Consider the following 17,479-nt stretch of genomic DNA (forward strand, 5'->3'; position numbering starts at 1 on the left):
CGTGCGCTCATGCCCCGTAGGCGGCCTCCGGCGGTTCGGCCTCGGCCAGCAGCTTGCGTGTTCGCTCCCCCGCCTCCGCCGGAGACCAGCGCCCGCCCTTGTCCGCACTCGGCCCCCGCCGCCACCCGTCCATCACCGTGATCCGGCCCCCCTCCGCCTCGAAGACCCGGCCGGTCACCCCCGCGCTCGCGGCCGAGCCGAGCCAGACCACCAGGGGGGAGACGTTGTCCGGGGCCATCGCATCGAAGCCCTCGGCGGGGGCGGCCATGGTGCCGGCGAAGGTGTGTTCCGTCATGCGGGTCCGGGCGGCGGGGGCGATCGCGTTGGCCTGGACGCCGTAGCGGCGCAGTTCGGCCGCGGCGACCAGTGTCAGGGCGACGATCCCGGCCTTCGCGGCGCTGTAGTTGCCCTGTCCGACCGAGCCGAGCAGGCCGGCTCCGCTGCTGGTGTTGACGATCCTCGCCTCGGGCCGGCGGCCCGCCTTGGCCTCGGCCCGCCAGTGGGCGGCGGCGTGCTTCAGGGGCAGGAAGTGGCCCTTGAGGTGGACGCGTACGACGGCGTCGAAGTCGTCCTCGTCGAGGTTGACGAGCATCCGGTCGCGCAGGAAGCCCGCGTTGTTGACGAGGGTGTCGAGCCGGCCGTACGTCTCCAGGGCCGTGCGGACGAGTGAGGCGGCGCCCTGGGTGGTGGCGATGTCGCCGCCGTGCGGCACGGCCTCGCCGCCCCGCGCGCGGATCTCATCGGCGACTTGGGCGGCGGGGCCGTCGGGTCCGGGGGTGCCGTCGAGGCCCACGCCGAGGTCGTTGACGACCACCAGCGCCCCCTCGGCCGCGAACGCCAGGGCGTGGGCCCGGCCGAGCCCGCGGCCCGCGCCCGTGACGGCGACGACCCGCCCCTCACAGATTCCGCTCATGTCGGCTCTCCTTGTCGGCTACAGGCCCGGGGCCGGCGTTCGCCGCGTCCAGGAACGCCGGCCGCTCTCCGCCCCCGTGCACGAGCAGGCTCGCCCCGCTGATGTACGCGGCGGCGTCGGACGCCAGGAACACCGCCGCCGCGCCCACGTCGGACGGCTCGGCGAGACGGCCCAGCGGGACCGTGCGGGAGACGGCGGTGATGCCGTCCCGGTCGCCGTAGTGGAGGTGGGACAGTTCGGTGCGGACCATGCCCACGACGAGGGTGTTGACCCGGATGTCGGGCGCCCACTCCACCGCCATCGAGCGGGCGAGGTGCTCCAGGCCCGCCTTGGCGGCGCCGTAGGCGGCGGTGCCGGGTGAGGGGCGGCTGCCGCTGACGCTGCCGATCATGACGATCGCTCCCCGGGCGCGCCGGAGGTGCTCGTACGCGGCGAGGGACACGGTCAGCGGGGCGAGGAGGTTGAGTTCGACCACGCGCGCGTGCCGGTCCGGCCCGGCCTCGGTGAGCAGCCGTGGGGGTGCGCCGCCCGCGTTGTTGACGAGGACGTCCAGCCGGGGCAGGGCGGTGAAGAAGCGCCGGACGGCCTCGGCGTCCCGGACGTCCAGCGGCATGAACTCGGTCCCGGGGGCCGGGACGTCCGGGGGGCGGCGGGCGCAGACGACGACCCGGGCGCCGGCCCGGGCGAAGGCGCGTGCGATGCCGGCGCCGACGCCCCGGGTCCCGCCCGTGACGACGGCGACCTTCCCGTCCAGGTCCATCCGCTGCTACCTTTCCACCTAACAAACGTTTGGTGGAAAGGTAGCTGATGCGGCCATGGGTGTCTCCACCTCGTGCGGGGAAAAGGGCATCGCCGTCGTCACGGTCGACTTCCCGCCGGTGAACGCCCTGCCGGTGGCCGGCTGGTCCGCGCTGGCCGACGCGGTGCGCGCGGCGGGGCGCGACCCGGAGGTCCGGTGCGTGGTGCTGGCGGCCGAGGGGCGCGGGTTCAACGCGGGCGTGGACATCAAGGAGCTCCAGCGGGACGGGAACAGCGCGCTGATCGGCGTCAACCACGCCTGCGCGGAGGCCTTCGCGGCGGTGTACGAGTGCGAGGTGCCGGTCGTGGCGGCGGTGCAGGGTTTCTGCCTGGGCGGCGGCGTCGGCCTGGTGGGGAACGCGGACGCGGTCGTGGCGAGCGAGGACGCGGTGTTCGGGCTGCCGGAGCTGGACCGGGGCGCCCTGGGCGCGGCCACGCACCTGGCCCGGCTGGTCCCGCGGCACCTGATGCGGGCCCTGTACTACACGGCGCGCACGGCGAGCGCGGCCGAGTTGCACGCGCACGGCTCGGTGTGGCGCGTGGTGCCGCGCGGGGAGCTGCGCGCGGCGGCCCTGGAGCTGGCCCGGGAGATCGCCGCCAAGGACGGCCGGCTGCTTCGCCTGGCGAAGGCCGCGCTCAACGGCATCGACCCGGTGGACGTGCGCCGCTCCTACCGCTTCGAGCAGGGCTTCACCTTCGAGGCGGGGCTGAGCGGAGTGGGCGAGCGGGTGCGGGCCGGCTTCGGGAAGGAGGGGGCGTAGGTGAGCGACAAGACGATGACCGCCGACGAGGTCGTCTCCGGGCTGCGCAGCGGCATGACCCTCGGCATCGGCGGCTGGGGTTCGCGCCGCAAGCCGATGGCCCTGGTGAGAGCGGTGCTCCGGTCGGAGATCACCGATCTCACCGTCGTCTCCTACGGCGGCCCCGACGTGGGCCTGCTGGCCGCCGCCGGGCGGATCCGGCGACTGGTCACGGCCTTCGTCACCCTCGACTCGATCCCTCTGGAGCCGCATTACCGCGCGGCCCGCGAGCGGGGCGCCCTCGCGCTGACGGAGGTCGACGAGGCGATGTTCATGTGGGGGCTGCACGCGGCGGCGAACCGGCTGCCGTTCCTGCCGGTGCGGGCCGGGCTCGGCTCGGACGTGATGCGGGTCAACCCGGACTTGCGGACGGTCACCTCGCCGTACGAGGACGGGGAGACGTTCGTGGCGATGCCCGCCCTGCGGCTCGACGCCGCCCTGGTGCACGTCAACCGCGCCGACCGGTCGGGCAACGGGCAGTACCTGGGCCCCGACCCGTACTTCGACGACCTGTTCTGCGCGGCGGCCGACACGGCGTACGTGAGCAGCGAGCGGATCGTCGACACGGCCGAGCTGACGAAGGACGCCCCGCCCCAGACGCTGCTGATCAAGCGGCACACGGTCACCGGTGTGGTCGAGGCCCCGAACGGCGCGCACTTCACGTCCTGCGCGCCCGACTACGGCCGGGACGAGGCCTTCCAGCGGACGTACGCGACCACCCCCTGGCCGGAGTTCGCGGCCCGGTTCCTCGCCGGGGACGAGCGGGCGTACCAGTCGGCCGTCCGGGAGGGGTCATGACGGGGGCCACGCGCGCCGAGTACTGCGTGATCGCCTGCGCCGAGGCCTGGCGTGGCGACGGCGAGGTGCTCGCCAGTCCCATGGGCCTGATCCCGTCCCTCGGCGCCCGGCTGGCCCGGCTCACCTTCGCGCCGGACCTGCTGCTGACCGACGGCGAGGCGCTGCTCGTCCGCCCGGACGGGACACCGGAGGGCTGGCTGCCCTACCGGCAGCATCTGGCCCTGGTCACCGGCGGGCGGCGGCACGTCATGATGGGCGCGAGCCAGCTCGACCGGTTCGGCAACCAGAACATCTCCTGCATCGGCGACTGGCAGCGGCCGCGGCGGCAGCTGCTCGGGGTGCGCGGCGCCCCCGTCAACACCCTCAACAACCCGACCAGTTACTGGATCCCCCGGCACTCCCGACGGGTCTTCGTCGAGCGGGTCGACATGGTCTGCGGCGTCGGGTACGACCATGCGGCCGGGGCGCGGTACCACCGCATCCCACGGATCGTCACCGACCTGGGCGTCTTCGACTTCGCCACCTCCGACCGGTCGATGCGGTTGGCGTCGCTGCACCCGGGGGTCACGCCGGAGCAGGTGCGGGAGGCCACGGGCTTCGAGCTGACCGTCCCGGACGAGGTGCCGGCCACCCGTGAACCGACCGCCGAGGAGCTGCGGCTGATCCGGGAGGTCCTGGACCCCGCCGGTGCCCGCGCCCGGGAGGTCGCCGCGTGAGGGAAACGGCCCTGACCCCGGGCTCGGAGGTCTACGCGTGAAAGACACGGCCCTGACCCGGCTCGTCGGCGTCCGCCATCCGCTCGTGCAGACCGGCATGGGCTGGGTGGCGGGCCCCCGCCTGGTCTCCGCCACGGCGAACGCGGGCGCCCTCGGCATCCTGGCCTCCGCGACGATGACGCTCGACCAGCTGCGCGCGGCCGTCCGGGAGGTCCGGGCGCGCACCGACGCGCCGTTCGGGGTGAACCTGCGCGCCGACGCCGCCGACGCGGGCGAACGGGTGCGGATCCTCGTCGAGGAGGGCGTCCGGGTCGCCTCCTTCGCCCTGGCCCCGTCCCGGGAGCTGATCGCCGAGCTCAAGGAGGCGGGCGTGGTGGTCATGCCGACCGTGGGGGCGCGGCGGCACGCGGAGAAGGTCGCGGCGTGGGGCGCGGACGCGGTGGTCGTGCAGGGCGCGGAGGGCGGCGGGCACACCGGGGAGGTGGCCACGACCGTGCTGCTGCCGCAGGTGGTGGACGCGGTGCGGATCCCGGTCGTCGCCGCGGGCGGGTTCTTCGACGGGCGCGGGCTGGTCGCGGCGCTGGCCTACGGGGCGGCGGGCGTGGCGATGGGCACGCGGTTCCTGCTGACGTCGGACTCGACCGTGCCGGACGCGGTGAAGGCGCGGTATCTGGCGGCGTCCGTGCGGGAGGTGACGGTGACCAGGGCGGTGGACGGGCTGCCGCACCGCATGCTGCGGACGGAGCTGGTGGACGCGCTGGAGCGCTCCGGACGGGGCCGGGCACTGGTGCGGGCGGTGCGGCACGCGTCCGGCTTCCGCAGGCTGTCGGGGCTGACCTGGCGGCGCATGATCCGCGACGGGCTCGCCCTGAAGCACGGCAAGGACCTGTCCTGGAGCCAGGTGCTGCTCGCCGCGAACACGCCGATGCTGCTGAGGGCCGCGATGGTGGACGGCCGTACGGATCTGGGTGTGATGGCGTCCGGGCAGGTCGCCGGGGTGATCGACGACCTGCCGTCGTGCGCGGAGCTGGTGGAGCGGATCATGGCGGAGGCCGACGGGACGCTGGCGCGGCTCAGAGCCGTTCGATGATCGTCACGTTGGCCTGGCCGCCGCCCTCACACATGGTCTGCAGGCCGAACCGGCCGCCGGTGCGCTCCAGTTCGTGCAGCAGCGTGGTCATCAGCTTGACGCCCGTGGCGCCGAGGGGGTGGCCCAGGGCGATGGCCCCGCCGTTGACGTTGACCCGCTCCGGGTCGGCGCCGGTCTCCTTCAGCCAGGCCAGGACGACCGGGGCGAAGGCCTCGTTGATCTCGACGAGGTCGATGTCGTCGATGCTCATGCCGGTCTTCTTCAGGGCGTGGGCGGTGGCCGGGATCGGGGCGGTGAGCATGCGGATCGGGTCCTCGCCGCGTACGGACAGATGGCGCACGCGCGCGCGGGGCGTGAGCCCGTGGTCGCGCACGGCCCGCTCGGAGGCCAGCAGCATCGCCGCCGCCCCGTCGGAGACCTGCGAGGAGCAGGCGGCGGTGATCGTGCCGCCGTCGAGGACCGGCTTGAGCGCGGCCATCTTCTCCAGGGAGGTGTCCCGGCGGGGGCCCTCATCGGCCGTGACCTCGCCGTAGGGCACGGTCTCGCGGGCGAAGCGGCCCTCGTCGATCGCCCGCAGCGCCCGCCGGTGGGAGCGCAGGGCGAACTCCTCCTGGTCCTGCCGGCTGATGCCCCACTTCGCGGCGATCATCTCGGCGCCCACGAACTGGTTGACGGGCCTGTCCCCGTAGCGGGCCCGCCAGCCCGCGCTGCCCGCGAACGGGCCCTGGGTGAGCCCCAGCGGCTCGGCGGCCTGCCGGGTGGCGAAGGCGATGGGGATCATCGACATGTTCTGCACGCCGCCCGCGACCACCAGGTCCTGCGTGCCGGACAGCACGGCCTGGGCCGCGAAGTGCACGGCCTGCTGCGAGGAACCGCACTGCCGGTCGACGGTCACGCCCGGCACCTCCTCGGGCAGCCCGGCCGCCAGCCAGCAGGTCCGCGCGATGTCCCCGGCCTGCGGCCCCACCGCGTCCAGACAGCCGAGGACGACGTCCTCCACGGCGGCCGGGTCGGCGCCCGAGCGGCTCATCAGCTCCCGGAGCACATGCGCGCCGAGGTCGGCCGGGTGGACCGCGCTCAGCCCTCCCCCGCGCCGCCCGACGGGCGTCCGGACCGCTTCGACGATGTAGGCCTCGGCCATGGCAACTCCCTGATGAGTGGGGGTTATTCGCGTACGGCGATCCCGTCCAGCACCATCGACAGGTACTGCCGGGCGATCTCGTCCGGGCTGTGCTGCCCGCCCGGCCGGTACCAGGAGGCGGCGACCCACACCGTGTCGCGCACGAACCGGTAGGTGAGCCGGACGTCCAGGTCGGCGCGGAAGGCCCGCTCGGCGACGCCGCGCTCCAGCGTGGACAGCCAGGCCTCCTCGAACCTGCGCTGCGACTCGGCGAGGAACGCGAACCGTTCCTGCGCCACGAGCTGCCGGCTCTCCTTCTGGTAGATCGCGACGGCCGCGCGGTGCCGGTCGATCTCCCGGAACGACTCGGTGACCAGGGCCCGCAGCGTCTCGCGGGGTCCCAGTCCGGCGCCCAGGACGGTGTCGTAGCCGTCCCACAGCTCGTCGAGGAAGGTGCGCAGGATCTCCTCCAGCATCGACTCCTTGGAGTCGAAGTGGTAGTAGAGGCTGCCGGCGAGCATCCCCGCGTGGTCCGCGATCTTGCGGACGGTGGTGGCGTTGTAGCCCTGCTCGGCGAAGACCTCGGCGGCGGTGGAGAGCAGTTCGCCGCGGCGATCGCCGGGGGTGGCGGCCGCGGCGGGCTCGGTCGCGGTCACCTGGGGGTTCTTCTTCGTTCGAGGCACGGGTCCATTGTCGTCCTAGGGATGCCGGCTGCTGACGGAGACCACTTCTCCGGTCATGTAGGAGGAGTAGCCGGAGGCCAGGAACACGATCACGTTCGCCACCTCCCAGGGTTCGGCGTGGCGGCCGTAGGCCTCGCGGGCGGTCAGCTCGGTGAGCAGCTCGGGGGTCGTCACCTTCACCAGGTGCGGGTGCAGGGCGAGGCTGGGGGCCACGGCGTTGACCCGCACCCCGTAGGCGGCGGCCTCGACCGCCGCGCACCGGGTCAGCGCCATCACGCCCGCCTTCGCGGCGGCGTAGTGGGCCTGTCCGGCCTGGGCGCGCCAGCCGACGACGGAGGCGTTGTTGACGATCACGCCGCCGCCGGTCTCCCGCATGCGGCGCAGGGCGGCTCGGGTGCACCGGAACGTGCCGTTCAGCGTCACGTCCAGGACGCGGGTCCACTGGTCGTCGGTCATGTCGGCCAGTTCCGCTGTGCCGCCGAGCCCGGCGTTGTTGACGACGACGTCGAGCCGGCCGTGTTCCCGCACGGCGGCGTCGAGGAGGGCGCGGACCTGCGTCTCGTCGGTGACGTCGCAGGGCACGGCGCAGACCGCGCCGGTGCCGAACTCTCCGGCCAGCTCCGCCTCGTACTCCTTGAGCCGCCGCACGTGCGCGTCGCTGACCAGTACGCGCGCGCCCTCCTCCAGGAGGCGCCGCGCCGTGGCCCCGCCGATGCCCGCGCCGGCCGCCGCGGTGACGACGGCGGTCCGCCCGGCCAGCAGGCCGTGGCCGGGCACGTACGACGGGCTCTCGACGTCTGTCATGGCCTCACGCTAACCTACCAAACACTTGTTAGGGAAGTCTGGCCGGGGAAGGAGGGTCGGTCGTGGACCTGGCATTCTCCCCGGCGGACGAGGAGTTCCGCACCGAGGCGCGGGAGTGGCTGCACGCGCACGTGCCGCGCCGGCCGCTGCCCTCCCTGGAGACCGAGGAGGGCTTCGCCGCGCACCGCGCCTGGGAGGCGGAACTGGCCGCGGACCGCTGGTCGGTGGTCGACTGGCCGTCCGAGTACGGCGGACGGGACGCGGGTCTCGTGCGCTGGCTGCTGTTCGAGGAGGAGTACTACGCGGCGGGCGCGCCGGGCCGGGTCGGCCAGAACGGCATCCATCTGCTCGCCCCGACGCTCTTCGCCCACGGCACCGAGGAGCAGCGGGCGCGGGTGCTCCCGCCGATGGCCTGCGGTGAGGTGGTGTGGGCGCAGGCCTGGTCGGAGCCGGAGGCCGGTTCGGACCTGGCGTCGCTGCGGGCGCGGGCCGTGCGCACGGACGGCGGGTGGCGCCTGAGCGGGCAGAAGACCTGGTCGTCCCGGGCCGCGTTCGCCGACCGCGCGTTCGGGCTGTTCCGCAGCGACCCGGACGCGCCGAAACCCCACCAGGGCCTGACCTACCTGATGTTCGGCCTGCGGGCTCCAGGTGTCACGGTCCGCCCGATCGCCCGGCTCGACGGCAAGCCGGCGTTCGCGGAGCTGTTCCTCGACGAGGTCTTCGTGCCCGACGAGGACGTGATCGGCCAGCCGGGCCAGGGCTGGCGGATCGCGATGTCGACGGCGGGCAATGAACGCGGGCTGATGCTCCGCTCCCCCGGCCGCTTCCTCGCCTCCGCGCGGCGGCTGGCCGGGCTGTGGCGGGAGCGGGGCGGCCCGGCGGCCGCGCGGGACCGGGTGGCCGACGCCCTGATCGGCGCCCGCGCCTACCAGCTCTTCACGTACGCGGCGGCCTCCCGCTTCCTGGACGGCGAGGCCGTCGGCCCGGAGTCGAGCCTGAACAAGGTGTTCTGGTCCGAACTGGACCTCGCACTGCACGAGACGGCCCTCGACCTCCTCGGCCCGGAGGGCGAACTGGCCGGCACGGACTGGGCGGAGCGGTACGTCTTCGCGCTCGCCGGTCCGCTCTACGCGGGCACGAACGAGATCCAGCGCGACATCATCGCCGAGCGGCTGCTCGGCCTGCCGAAGGGACGCCGGTGATGCGTTTCCTCCTCGACCCCGAGCAGCGCGCCTTCGCCGCGTCGCTGGACGCCCTGCTGACGGCGGCGGACACACCGGCGGTGGTGCGGGAGTGGAGCCGGGGCGACCATGCGAGCGGGCGGGCGCTGTGGGCCCGGCTCGCGGAGGCGGGCGTGTTCGCGCTGGCGGTGCCGGAGGCGTACGAGGGCCTGGGGCCGCGGCCCGTGGAACTGGCCGTCGCGTTCATGGAACTGGGCCGCCACGCGGTGCCCGGCCCCCTGGTCGAGACGGTCACGGCGGCGGCGCTCCTCGCGGAAGCGGACCCGGGCACCGCCAAGCGGCTGCTGCCGGCGCTGGCATCCGGGGAGACGATGGCGACGGTGACACCACCCCGGACCCAGGACACGACCGTCGCGAACGGCACCCCGGTGCCCTGGGCGCCGCAGGACGCAGGGCTCGGAGGCGGCGTCCCCGAGCACCAGGCACAGGCCGCGACCGCCACGACCGACATCCCCGCACCCCGGACCCAGGACACGGAGGCCGGGGACGGCACCCCCGAGCCCCGGACACGGGCCACGACCGCCACGACCGACACCCCCGCACCCCGGACCCAGGACACGGAGGCCAGGGACGACACCCCCAAGCACCAAGCACAGGCCACGACCGCCACGACCGACACCCCCGCACCCCGGACCCAGGACACGGAGGCCAGGGACGACACCCCAAGCACCAAGCACAGGCCACGACCGCCACGACACACCACGCACCCCGGACCCAGGACCCGGAGGCCAGGGACGACACCCCAAGCACCAACCACAGGCCACGACCGCCACGACCGACACCCCCGCCCCGGACCCAGGACACGAAGGCCAGGGACGACACCCCCAAGCACCAAGCACAGGCCACGACCGCCACGACCGACACCCCGCACCCCGGACCCAGGACACGAAGGCCAGGGACGACACCCCCAAGCACCAAGCACAGGCCACGACCGCCACGACCGACACCCCCGCGCCCCGGACCCAGGACACGAAGGCCGGGGACGACACCCCCAAGCACCAAGCACAGGCCACGACCGCCACGACCGACACCCCCGCACCCCGGACCCAGGACACGGAGGCCAGGGACGGCACCCCCGAGCCCCGGACACGGGCCGCGACCGCCACGGCCGGCACCCCCGCACCCCGGACCCAGGACGCGACCACCCCAACCGGCGCCCCCAGCCCGCGCGAGCCCGCGCCGACGCCCCCGCAAGTCCCCTACGCCCTGGACGGTGACGTCGCCGGCCTCCGGATCGTGTGGGAGCCCGGTGGCGTCCGTCTCTCCCCTGGTCACGGGCCGGTGCGGGCCTCCCTCGACCCCGCCCGGCGGTTCACCGCCCTCACCCCGGGCGGTGAACTTCTCGGCGCTCCCGCGGAAGCCGCCCTGTCCTGGGCCCGTCTCGCCACCGCCGCCCAGGCCCTCGGCGTGGGGCTGGCGCTCCTCGACAGGACCGTCGGTCACGTCAGGCGGCGCCACCAGTTCGGCGTTCCCGTCGGCTCGTTCCAGGCGGTCAAGCACCGCCTGGCCGACGCGAAGATCGCCCTGGAGTTCGCGCGGCCCCTGGTCCTCGGCGCCGCGCTGACCCTGCGCCCGGCCGACGTCGCCGCCGCCAAGGTCGCCGCCTGCGAGGCCGCGTACGCCACCGCCCGCACGGCGCTGCACCTGCACGGCGCGATCGGCTACACCGCGGAGTACGACATGTCGCTGTGGCTGACCAAGGCCCGGGCCCTGCGCACCGCCTGGGGCGCTCCCGAGGAGTGCCGGGCGCTGGTCGTCAGTGCCGGTGATCGCCGCTGGTGATCTCCCGGTACTCCTCCACCGTCGGCTTCTGGATCCGCGCGTCGGGCCCGAACATGGCGTGCGCGAGCCGGGCGCGCAGCCGCTCGGACCGCTTGACCTTGCGGCGCACGCCGTGCGCGTCGACCTCGGGCCCGACCTCGTACGGCGGGTTCTGCTCGTGCTGGGTGAGGGTGAACAGCTCGGCCTGCGTGAGGGGCTCGTGCACCTCGACGTACTCGCCGGTCGGCAGCCGTTTGATGGTGCCGGTCTCCCTGCCGTGCAGGACCTTGGCGCGGTCGCGGCGCTGGAGGCCCATGCAGATCTTCTTCGTGACGATGAACGCGACGACCGGCAGCACGAACGCGCCGATCCGCACGAACCAGGTGATCACGTTGATGGACAGGTGCAGATGGGTGGCGACGATGTCGTTGCCGCCGCCGATCAGCAGCACCGCGTACAGCGTCAGCCAGGCCACGCCGAGACCGGTGCGCACGGGCACGTTGCGCGGCCGGTCCAGGATGTGGTGCTCGCGCTTGTCGCCCGTGATCCACGCCTCGATGAAGGGGTAGACGCCGATGGCGAGCATGACCAGCGGGAAGAGCGCGAACGGGATGAACACGCCGAGCACCAGCGTGTGGCCCCACAGGTTGATCTCCCATCCCGGCATCACCCGGATCAGTCCCTCGGAGAAGCCGAGGTACCAGTCGGGCTGGGCGCCGGTGGTGACGAGGTCGGGCCGGTAGGGCCCGAAGGCCCACACGGGGTTGATCTGGGCGATCGCGCCCATGATGGTCAGCACGCCGAAGACGAGGAAGAAGAAGCCGCCCGCCTTGGCCATGTAGACCGGCAGGAAGGGCATCCCGACGACCGTCCGCTCCTTGCGTCCGGGGCCCGGGAACTGGGTGTGCTTGTGGTAGAAGACCAGGATCAGATGGGCCGTCACCAGGCCCAGCATGATCCCCGGCAGCAGCAGCACATGGACCGGGAAGAGACGCGAGATGATGTCGTCGCCGGGGAACTCCCCGCCGAAGAGGAAGAACGCCACGTACGTCCCGACGATCGGGATCGACAGGATCGCTCCGTGCGCGAAGCGCAGGCCGGTGCCGGACAGCAGGTCGTCCGGGAGGGAGTAGCCGGTCAGGCCGGTGATGATGCCGAGCATCAGCAGGGTCCAGCCGAAGACCCAGTTCAGCTCGCGCGGCTTGCGGAAGGCGCCCGTGAAGAACACCCGCATCATGTGCACCATCATGCCGGTGATGAAGACCAGCGCCGCCCAGTGGTGGATCTGCCGGATCAGCAGCCCGCCGCGCACGTCGAAGCTGATGTCCAGCGTGGACTCGAACGCCCTGGACATGAGCACGCCGTTGAGCTCGGTGTAGGAGCCGTGGTAGACGACCTCCTGCATGCTCGGCTCGAAGAACAGGGTGAGGTAGACGCCGGTGAGGATCAGGACGACGAAGCTGTAGAGGGTGACCTCGCCCAGCATGAAGGACCAGTGGTCCGGGAAGACCTTGCGCATGTTGGCCTTGGCCAGCGCGTAGAGCCCGAGCCGTCCGTCCGCCCAGTCGGCGAGTTTCTCGCCCTTGCCGGCGGGAGGCCTCCTGCGAGCGGAGGCCGTCCCGTACACCCGTCGTGCGCCGTCGTCGCCCATACGTCGTCGCCTCCCCGTGGGATCCTTCCCAGGGTGGCACGGCTGGACGAGCACGCCAACGGGGCGAGGGGGCGGCTAGGCCAAGGGGGCGAGCAGGCGGCTCGGTGCCTGCCGGGAGCCCTCCAGCCGGGCGCTGACGCCGGTCTCCCGGGAGGGCTGGGCGCCTGACTCACACAATCCCCCGGGCCCGCGCGGCCACGAGCCACTTCGGGAACTCCCCCACCAGCCGGTCGTACAGCTCGGCGTCCGGCACCTTCCGCGGGTCCTCCCCCGCGGGGAAGAAGCCGGCGTTGTCGACGACCCGCTTGTCCGGCACGGCCAGCTCGTCCAGCTTGCGCAGGAAGTCGAACTGCTTGCCGCGCGGGTCGCCGAAGCCGATGAACTGCCAGAACAGCGGCAGTTTCGCCGCCTTGCACAGATACCGTTCGGCGGCGAGCTTGTTGGTCGGCCCGCCGTCGGTCTGGAAGACCACCAGGGCGGGCTCGGAGGTGCCGCTGTCGAGGTAGTGGTCGATGACGGCGTCCATCGCCAGGTGGTAGCTGGTCTTCCCCATGTGTCCGAGCCCGGCCACGATCCGCTCGATCCGCCCCTCGTGATGGGCCAGGGCGATCTCGGTCTCGGCGTCGATGTCCGTGGAGAAGAACACGACCGGCACGGTGCCGTCGTCGTCGAGGTGCGCCGACAGCCCGAGCACCCGGTCGGCCAGCGCCTGCACGCTGCCGTCCTGGTAGTAGGGCCGCATCGAGCCGGAGTGGTCGACGACGAGGTAGACCGCGGCGCGCAGCCCGTCCAGCCCGTGCTTCGTGAGGGACACCCCGGCGCTCTTGTAGAGGTTCACCAGCGCGGGAGCGGTCTCCTGGACCTTGGTGAGGCTGATCGCGGCCATGGCCTTACTGTCTCACTCCTCGACGACCACTCCGTCACTCAGGCTGAGCACCCGGTCGGCCAGGCCGAGGAGTTGGGGGTCGTGGGTGGCGACGAGGGCCGTGACCCCCTCGCTGCGGACCACGGCCCGCAGCAGCTCCATCACCGCCAGACCGGTGGCGGCATCGAGCTGGCCGGTCGGTTCGTCGGCGAGCAGCAGGGCAGGGCGGTTGGCGAGGGCCCGGGCGATGGCGACGCGCTGCTGCTGCCCGCCGGAGAGCTCGGCGGGCCGCTGCGCCTCATGGCCGGCGAGGCCCACCAGGGCCAGCAGCAGCGCCACCCGCTCCTCGCGTTCGCGGGGCTCGGCCCGGCGCAGCCGCAGCGGCACGCCCACGTTCTCGGCGGCGGTGAGGATGGGGATGAGCCCGAAGGACTGGAAGACGAAACCGATCCGGTCGCGGCGCAGTTCCAGCAGCTCGCTCTCGCCCAGCGCCGACAGGTCCGTGCCGTCCACGACGACCCGGCCGCTCCGCGGCGAGTCGAGGCCGCCGATCAGCTGGAGCAGCGTCGACTTGCCGGAGCCCGAGCGGCCCTTGAGGGCGACCAGTTCACCGCGCCGGACGGCGAAGGTGGCCCCGCGCAGCGCGTGGACGGCCGCGGCGCCGGTGCCGTAGGAGTGGTGCAGATCCTCCACGCGCAGCATGGGCTCGTCGGACGCGTCGTCGGCGAGGGCGGCACCGGACGCCGGACTGGTGTTCTCGGTCATCACCGCATCCCATACGGAACCGGTCCGGACGGTCAAGAGCTGAACGACCCGGGTTCGAACGCATGTGCCGGAATGGTAAGTCCGTGATATGCATGCCGCGTTGGGAGAACAGTGGCTCGGCCGGCGGGTGGGGGAAGAGTGACGGGCTTACTGCTGCTGCGCCTGCGCGCGCACCGGCTGCTGCTCACGGCCGCCCTGCTCGCCGTCCTGCTGACCACCTCGGTGCTCGCCGCCCTCACGGCCTTCTCCGGCTCCGTCGGGGACGCGGCGCTGCGCGGCACCCTGGGCGGCCGGGCCGCGGCCTCCGCCTCCCTGGTCGTCGAGGCGGACGTGCCCCGGGACCGGCGGGACGCGGCGCAGCGGGCCGTGGTGCGCGGGGCGCGGGAGGCGTTCGGCGGGCTGCCGGTGACCGTGCGGAGGCTGGAGCGGTCCGGGCCGTACGCGCTGCCCCGTTCCCTGCAGAGTGCCGACGCCCGTGCCGGGGAGCCCGATCTCACGCACCTGGCCGCCCTGGACCGGTCGCGGATCAGGCTGGTCTCGGGCACCCTGCCGGGCCCGGCCCCGGCCGCCCGTACGGCCGCCGTGCCCGTCGCCCTGCCGGAGGCGGCCGTCGAGAAGCTGAGGCTGCGGCCGGGAGCGCGGGTCACGCTCACCGACCGGCTGGGCGGAGAGCCCCTGCGGGTGCGGGTGACCGGCGTGTACCGGGCGGCCGACACCTCCGACCCCTACTGGCAGGCGGACACGCTCGGCGGGCAGGGCGTGCGCACCGTCGCCTTCACCACGTACGGGCCGCTGCTGGCCGACGCGTCGGTGCTCGCCTCCGGCCGCGCCTCCGAGGACGGCACGGGCTGGGTGGCGACGGCCGACTACCGCGCCTTCACCACCGACGGCATGGACGCGCTCCGCGCGGCGGCCGTCCGCGCGGCGTCGGCGCTGCGCGCGGACCCGGCGCTCGGCGGTGCCGCGGACGTGCGCACCGGGCTGCCCGAGGTGCTCGACCGGACCGGGCGGACCCTGCTGGTGTCGCGGTCCACCCTGCTGATCGTCTCCGTGCAGCTGGTGCTGCTCGCCGGGTACGCGCTGCTTCTGGTGGCGCGGCTGCTGGGCAGTGAACGGGCGGGCGAGACGGAGCTGTTGCGGGCCAGGGGCGCGTCGCGCGGCCGGATCACCGGACTGGCCGCGCTGGAGGCGCTGCTGCTGGCCGTGCCCGCCGGGGTCTGTGCGGCGCTGCTGTCCGGGCCGTTGGCCCGGCTGCTGGCCCGGTGGTCCGGGCTCGGCCGGATCGGGCTGCGGCTCGACACCGCCCCGTCGGGCGCGGTCTGGCTGGTCGCGGCCGGGGTGGCGGTGGTGTGCGCCGTGGCGGTCGTGGCGCCCGCGCTGGCGGCGACGGCCGGTACGACGGTACGGCTGCGGCGCGTGCGCGCCGCCACGGCTGCCGCGCCCGTGCGCGCCGGAGCCGATGTCGGGCTGCTGCTGATCGCGGGCGTGGCGTACTGGCAGCTGGCACGGCAGACCGACGCGACCGGCGGCGGGGTGCTCAGCCGGGACCGGGCCGGGCAGCTGGGCGTCGACCCGCTGCTGGTCGCGGCGCCCGCGCTGGCGCTGCTGGCCGGCACGGTGCTGACGCTGCGGCTGCTGCCGCTGCTGGCCCGGCTCGCGGAGCGGCGGTCCGCGCGGGGGCGCGGGCTGCCGGCGGCGCTGGCGGGCTGGCAGTTCAGCCGCCGCCCGCTGCGCGGGGCGGGCCCGGTGCTGCTGCTGGTCATCGCCGTGGCGACGGGGATGCTGGCGATCGGGCACGGCGCGTCCTGGGACCGGTCCCAGGACGACCAGGCCGACTTCCGGACGGGCGCCGCCGTCCGGGTCCTGGACCACCGGCCGGGCAGCCCCGGCCAGACCGGTCTCTACGCCGCGCTGCCCGGGGCCCGGGACTCCGCCCCCGCGCACCGCACCACCCTGGCCCTCTCCGGCGACCGCGAGGCGACGGTCCTCGCCCTGGACACGGCCCACGCCGTGGACGGCATGCTGATGCGCGGCGACCTCGCCGGCGAGCCCCCGGCGGCACTGTTGCGGGCGCTGGCCCCGCCCGCGCGGGACGACGACCGGGCGGTGCGGCTCCCGGACGGCACCCGGCGGCTCGCCCTCGACGTGCGGATCACCGACGAGCGGTCCCGGACGGGGCGCTCCCCCTCCGGCCGCGCGCCCCTGCTCACGGTGGTCGTCGAGGACCGGTACGGCATCGCGTACCGGCTGGGCGCCGGGAGCGTCCCGGTGGACGGCCGGGTCCACCGGGCCACGCTCGACCTGGACGTGACGGCGACGGGCCGCCGTGCCGCCCCGGCCGGGCCGCTGCGGCTGACCGGGCTGCAGCTCGACGACACCTCCCCCGCCGTCCGCCCCGAACAGCACCGGTTCACCGTCGAACGGCTGCTCGCCACCGGCCGCGACGGCGCCGCGCGGACCGTTCCGGCGCCCGCCGGAACGCGCTGGCAGGGTGACCGGGCCGTGACGGAGAACGGCGAGGTCGTCGCCCGTTCGGCCGCCGAGCCCGCCGTGTCGGGGACCGCGCCGCTGACCGTGGCGTACGGCACCGGCGCCGACCCCGACGGCATCGAGGGCGCCTCGCGGGTCTACACCCTCCGTGTCGCCACCACCGGGGCCGGGGCGCCGCGCGGCCTGTCCGCCGTCGCCACCCGGGACTTCCTGCGGGCGGCGGGGGCCGGGCCCGGCGACACCATCGACGTACCGCTGTCCGGGGAGCAGCTGCGGGTGCGGATCGTGCGGGTGGTCGAGGAACTGCCGACCACCGGCACCGGCGTGGGCGGGCAGGCCGTGGACGGCGGGGCGCTGCTGCTCGATCTGCGGGCCGTCGACGCCGTGCTGGCGCGACGGGCCGGTGCGCCGCTCGCCCCCACCGAGTGGTGGGTGAGCGCCGCCCCCGGCAAGGCCGCCGAGGTCGCCGCGGCGCTGCGGGCGCGCCCCGACCTCGCACCGCAGCAGGTGCTGGTGCGGGACGAGACCGCGGCCGAGCTGCTGCGGGACCCGCTCGGCGCCGGGCCGCGCTCGGCGCTGACGGCGGTGGCGGTGGCCGCCGTGGCCCTCGCCGCCGGAGGTTTCGCGGTGAGCGCCGCCGGGGCGCGGCGGGAGCGGTCCGCGGAGTTCGCGGTGCTGCGCGCCCTGGGCACGCCCCGCCGGGATCTCGCCCGGCTCGTCGCGACGGAGCAGAGCCTGCTCATCGGCGCCGGGCTGCTCGCCGGGCTCGGGCTCGGCACCGTCCTGACCCGGGCCGTCGTGCCGCTGATCGTGCTGACCTCCGGGGCCGCGCGGCCGGCCCCGCCCGTCCTGGTCGAACTCCCGGTGTCCCGGGTGGCCCTGCTGCTCGCGGGGGTGGCCGCCCCGCTGCTGCTGATCACCGTCGCGTCGGCGCTGCGCCGTGCCGAACCGGCGGTCGCGCTCCGCCATCAGGGGGAGGACTGA

14 protein-coding genes and 2 pseudogenes are annotated in these 17,479 nt (G+C 74.5%); 8 read left to right on the forward strand and 8 right to left on the reverse strand.

All coding sequences use genetic code 11. From position 1 onward, the window contains the following. Window positions 1–7: 7 nt before the first annotated feature. Together C1703_RS09440 and C1703_RS09445 are read right to left on the reverse strand one after the other, a co-directional pair. Window positions 8–913, reverse strand: a complete 906-nt coding sequence (locus tag C1703_RS09440) for an SDR family oxidoreductase (protein ID WP_114251479.1) — start codon at window positions 911–913, stop codon at window positions 8–10. After that, window positions 897–1,673, reverse strand: coding sequence for an SDR family oxidoreductase (locus C1703_RS09445; protein ID WP_114251480.1), 777 nt, complete (start codon window positions 1,671–1,673; stop codon window positions 897–899). Before C1703_RS09445 ends, C1703_RS09440 begins: the two co-directional genes overlap by 17 nt. Window positions 1,674–1,728: 55 nt before the next feature. On the opposite strand from C1703_RS09445, the gene C1703_RS09450 reads away from it, so the two are divergent. Genes C1703_RS09450 through C1703_RS09465 form a run of 4 tightly spaced genes read left to right on the forward strand, consistent with a single transcriptional unit; the run spans window position 1,729 to window position 5,115 of the window. Next, on the forward strand, window positions 1,729–2,472 hold the full coding sequence (locus C1703_RS09450) for an enoyl-CoA hydratase family protein (RefSeq protein WP_114251481.1): 744 nt from the start codon (window positions 1,729–1,731) through the stop codon (window positions 2,470–2,472). Next, window positions 2,473–3,309 carry a CoA-transferase gene (locus C1703_RS09455; protein ID WP_114251482.1) on the forward strand — a complete coding sequence of 279 codons (837 nt, stop codon included), beginning with the start codon at window positions 2,473–2,475 and terminating at the stop codon, window positions 3,307–3,309. Beyond that, window positions 3,306–4,025 (forward strand): CoA-transferase, encoded by a 720-nt coding sequence (locus tag C1703_RS09460; RefSeq protein WP_114251483.1) that lies wholly within the window; start codon window positions 3,306–3,308, stop codon window positions 4,023–4,025. The genes C1703_RS09455 and C1703_RS09460 overlap by 4 nt, the downstream gene beginning before the upstream one ends. A gap of 37 nt (window positions 4,026–4,062) precedes the next feature. Continuing rightward, entirely contained in the window at window positions 4,063–5,115 is a 1,053-nt protein-coding gene (locus tag C1703_RS09465) for a nitronate monooxygenase (RefSeq protein WP_114251484.1), read from the forward strand. Here the strand turns inward: C1703_RS09465 and C1703_RS09470 are convergent. The 3 genes from C1703_RS09470 to C1703_RS09480 are packed head-to-tail and all read right to left on the reverse strand — an operon-like array spanning window position 5,099 to window position 7,722. Then, window positions 5,099–6,256: an acetyl-CoA C-acetyltransferase gene (locus C1703_RS09470; RefSeq protein ID WP_114251485.1), complete on the reverse strand. Its 1,158-nt coding sequence runs from the start codon at window positions 6,254–6,256 to the stop codon at window positions 5,099–5,101. The two genes, C1703_RS09465 and C1703_RS09470, sit on opposite strands and share 17 nt — an antisense overlap. Before the next feature lie 23 nt (window positions 6,257–6,279). Further along, window positions 6,280–6,918 (reverse strand): TetR/AcrR family transcriptional regulator, encoded by a 639-nt coding sequence (locus C1703_RS09475; RefSeq protein ID WP_114251486.1) that lies wholly within the window; start codon window positions 6,916–6,918, stop codon window positions 6,280–6,282. A 15-nt stretch (window positions 6,919–6,933) separates the two neighbouring features. Beyond that, window positions 6,934–7,722 carry an SDR family oxidoreductase gene (locus C1703_RS09480; protein ID WP_114251487.1) on the reverse strand — a complete coding sequence of 263 codons (789 nt, stop codon included), beginning with the start codon at window positions 7,720–7,722 and terminating at the stop codon, window positions 6,934–6,936. A gap of 62 nt (window positions 7,723–7,784) precedes the next feature. Between C1703_RS09480 and C1703_RS09485 the strand changes: the two genes are divergently transcribed. The 3 genes and pseudogenes from C1703_RS09485 to C1703_RS09495 form a co-directional block, all read left to right on the forward strand. Beyond that, the gene (locus C1703_RS09485; RefSeq protein ID WP_114251488.1) at window positions 7,785–8,924 is read left to right on the forward strand and encodes an acyl-CoA dehydrogenase family protein; all 1,140 of its coding nucleotides are present in this window, start codon (window positions 7,785–7,787) and stop codon (window positions 8,922–8,924) included. Next, window positions 8,924–9,286 (forward strand): annotated as a pseudogene (locus C1703_RS09490) (acyl-CoA dehydrogenase family protein); the annotation flags it as partial. The gene C1703_RS09485 and the pseudogene C1703_RS09490, both read left to right, overlap by 1 nt. A gap of 877 nt (window positions 9,287–10,163) precedes the next feature. Then, a pseudogene (locus C1703_RS09495) lies at window positions 10,164–10,745 on the forward strand (acyl-CoA dehydrogenase family protein); the annotation flags it as partial. On the opposite strand, the gene C1703_RS09500 reads toward C1703_RS09495, so the two are convergent. The 3 genes from C1703_RS09500 to C1703_RS09510 form a co-directional block, all read right to left on the reverse strand. Beyond that, the gene (locus tag C1703_RS09500; protein ID WP_114251489.1) at window positions 10,720–12,375 is read right to left on the reverse strand and encodes a cytochrome bc complex cytochrome b subunit; all 1,656 of its coding nucleotides are present in this window, start codon (window positions 12,373–12,375) and stop codon (window positions 10,720–10,722) included. The pseudogene C1703_RS09495 and the gene C1703_RS09500 overlap by 26 nt on opposite strands. Before the next feature lie 169 nt (window positions 12,376–12,544). Next, window positions 12,545–13,261, reverse strand: coding sequence for a VWA domain-containing protein (locus tag C1703_RS09505; protein WP_114251490.1), 717 nt, complete (start codon window positions 13,259–13,261; stop codon window positions 12,545–12,547). Between the two features lie 12 nt (window positions 13,262–13,273). Next, complete coding sequence (locus C1703_RS09510; protein WP_114251491.1) at window positions 13,274–14,005, reverse strand: ABC transporter ATP-binding protein; 732 nt, start codon at window positions 14,003–14,005, stop codon at window positions 13,274–13,276. A gap of 138 nt (window positions 14,006–14,143) precedes the next feature. On the opposite strand from C1703_RS09510, the gene C1703_RS09515 reads away from it, so the two are divergent. Next, window positions 14,144–17,479, forward strand: coding sequence for an FtsX-like permease family protein (locus C1703_RS09515; protein ID WP_114251492.1), 3,336 nt, complete (start codon window positions 14,144–14,146; stop codon window positions 17,477–17,479).

Source organism: Streptomyces sp. Go-475 (assembly GCF_003330845.1).
GTDB lineage: Bacteria > Actinomycetota > Actinomycetes > Streptomycetales > Streptomycetaceae > Streptomyces.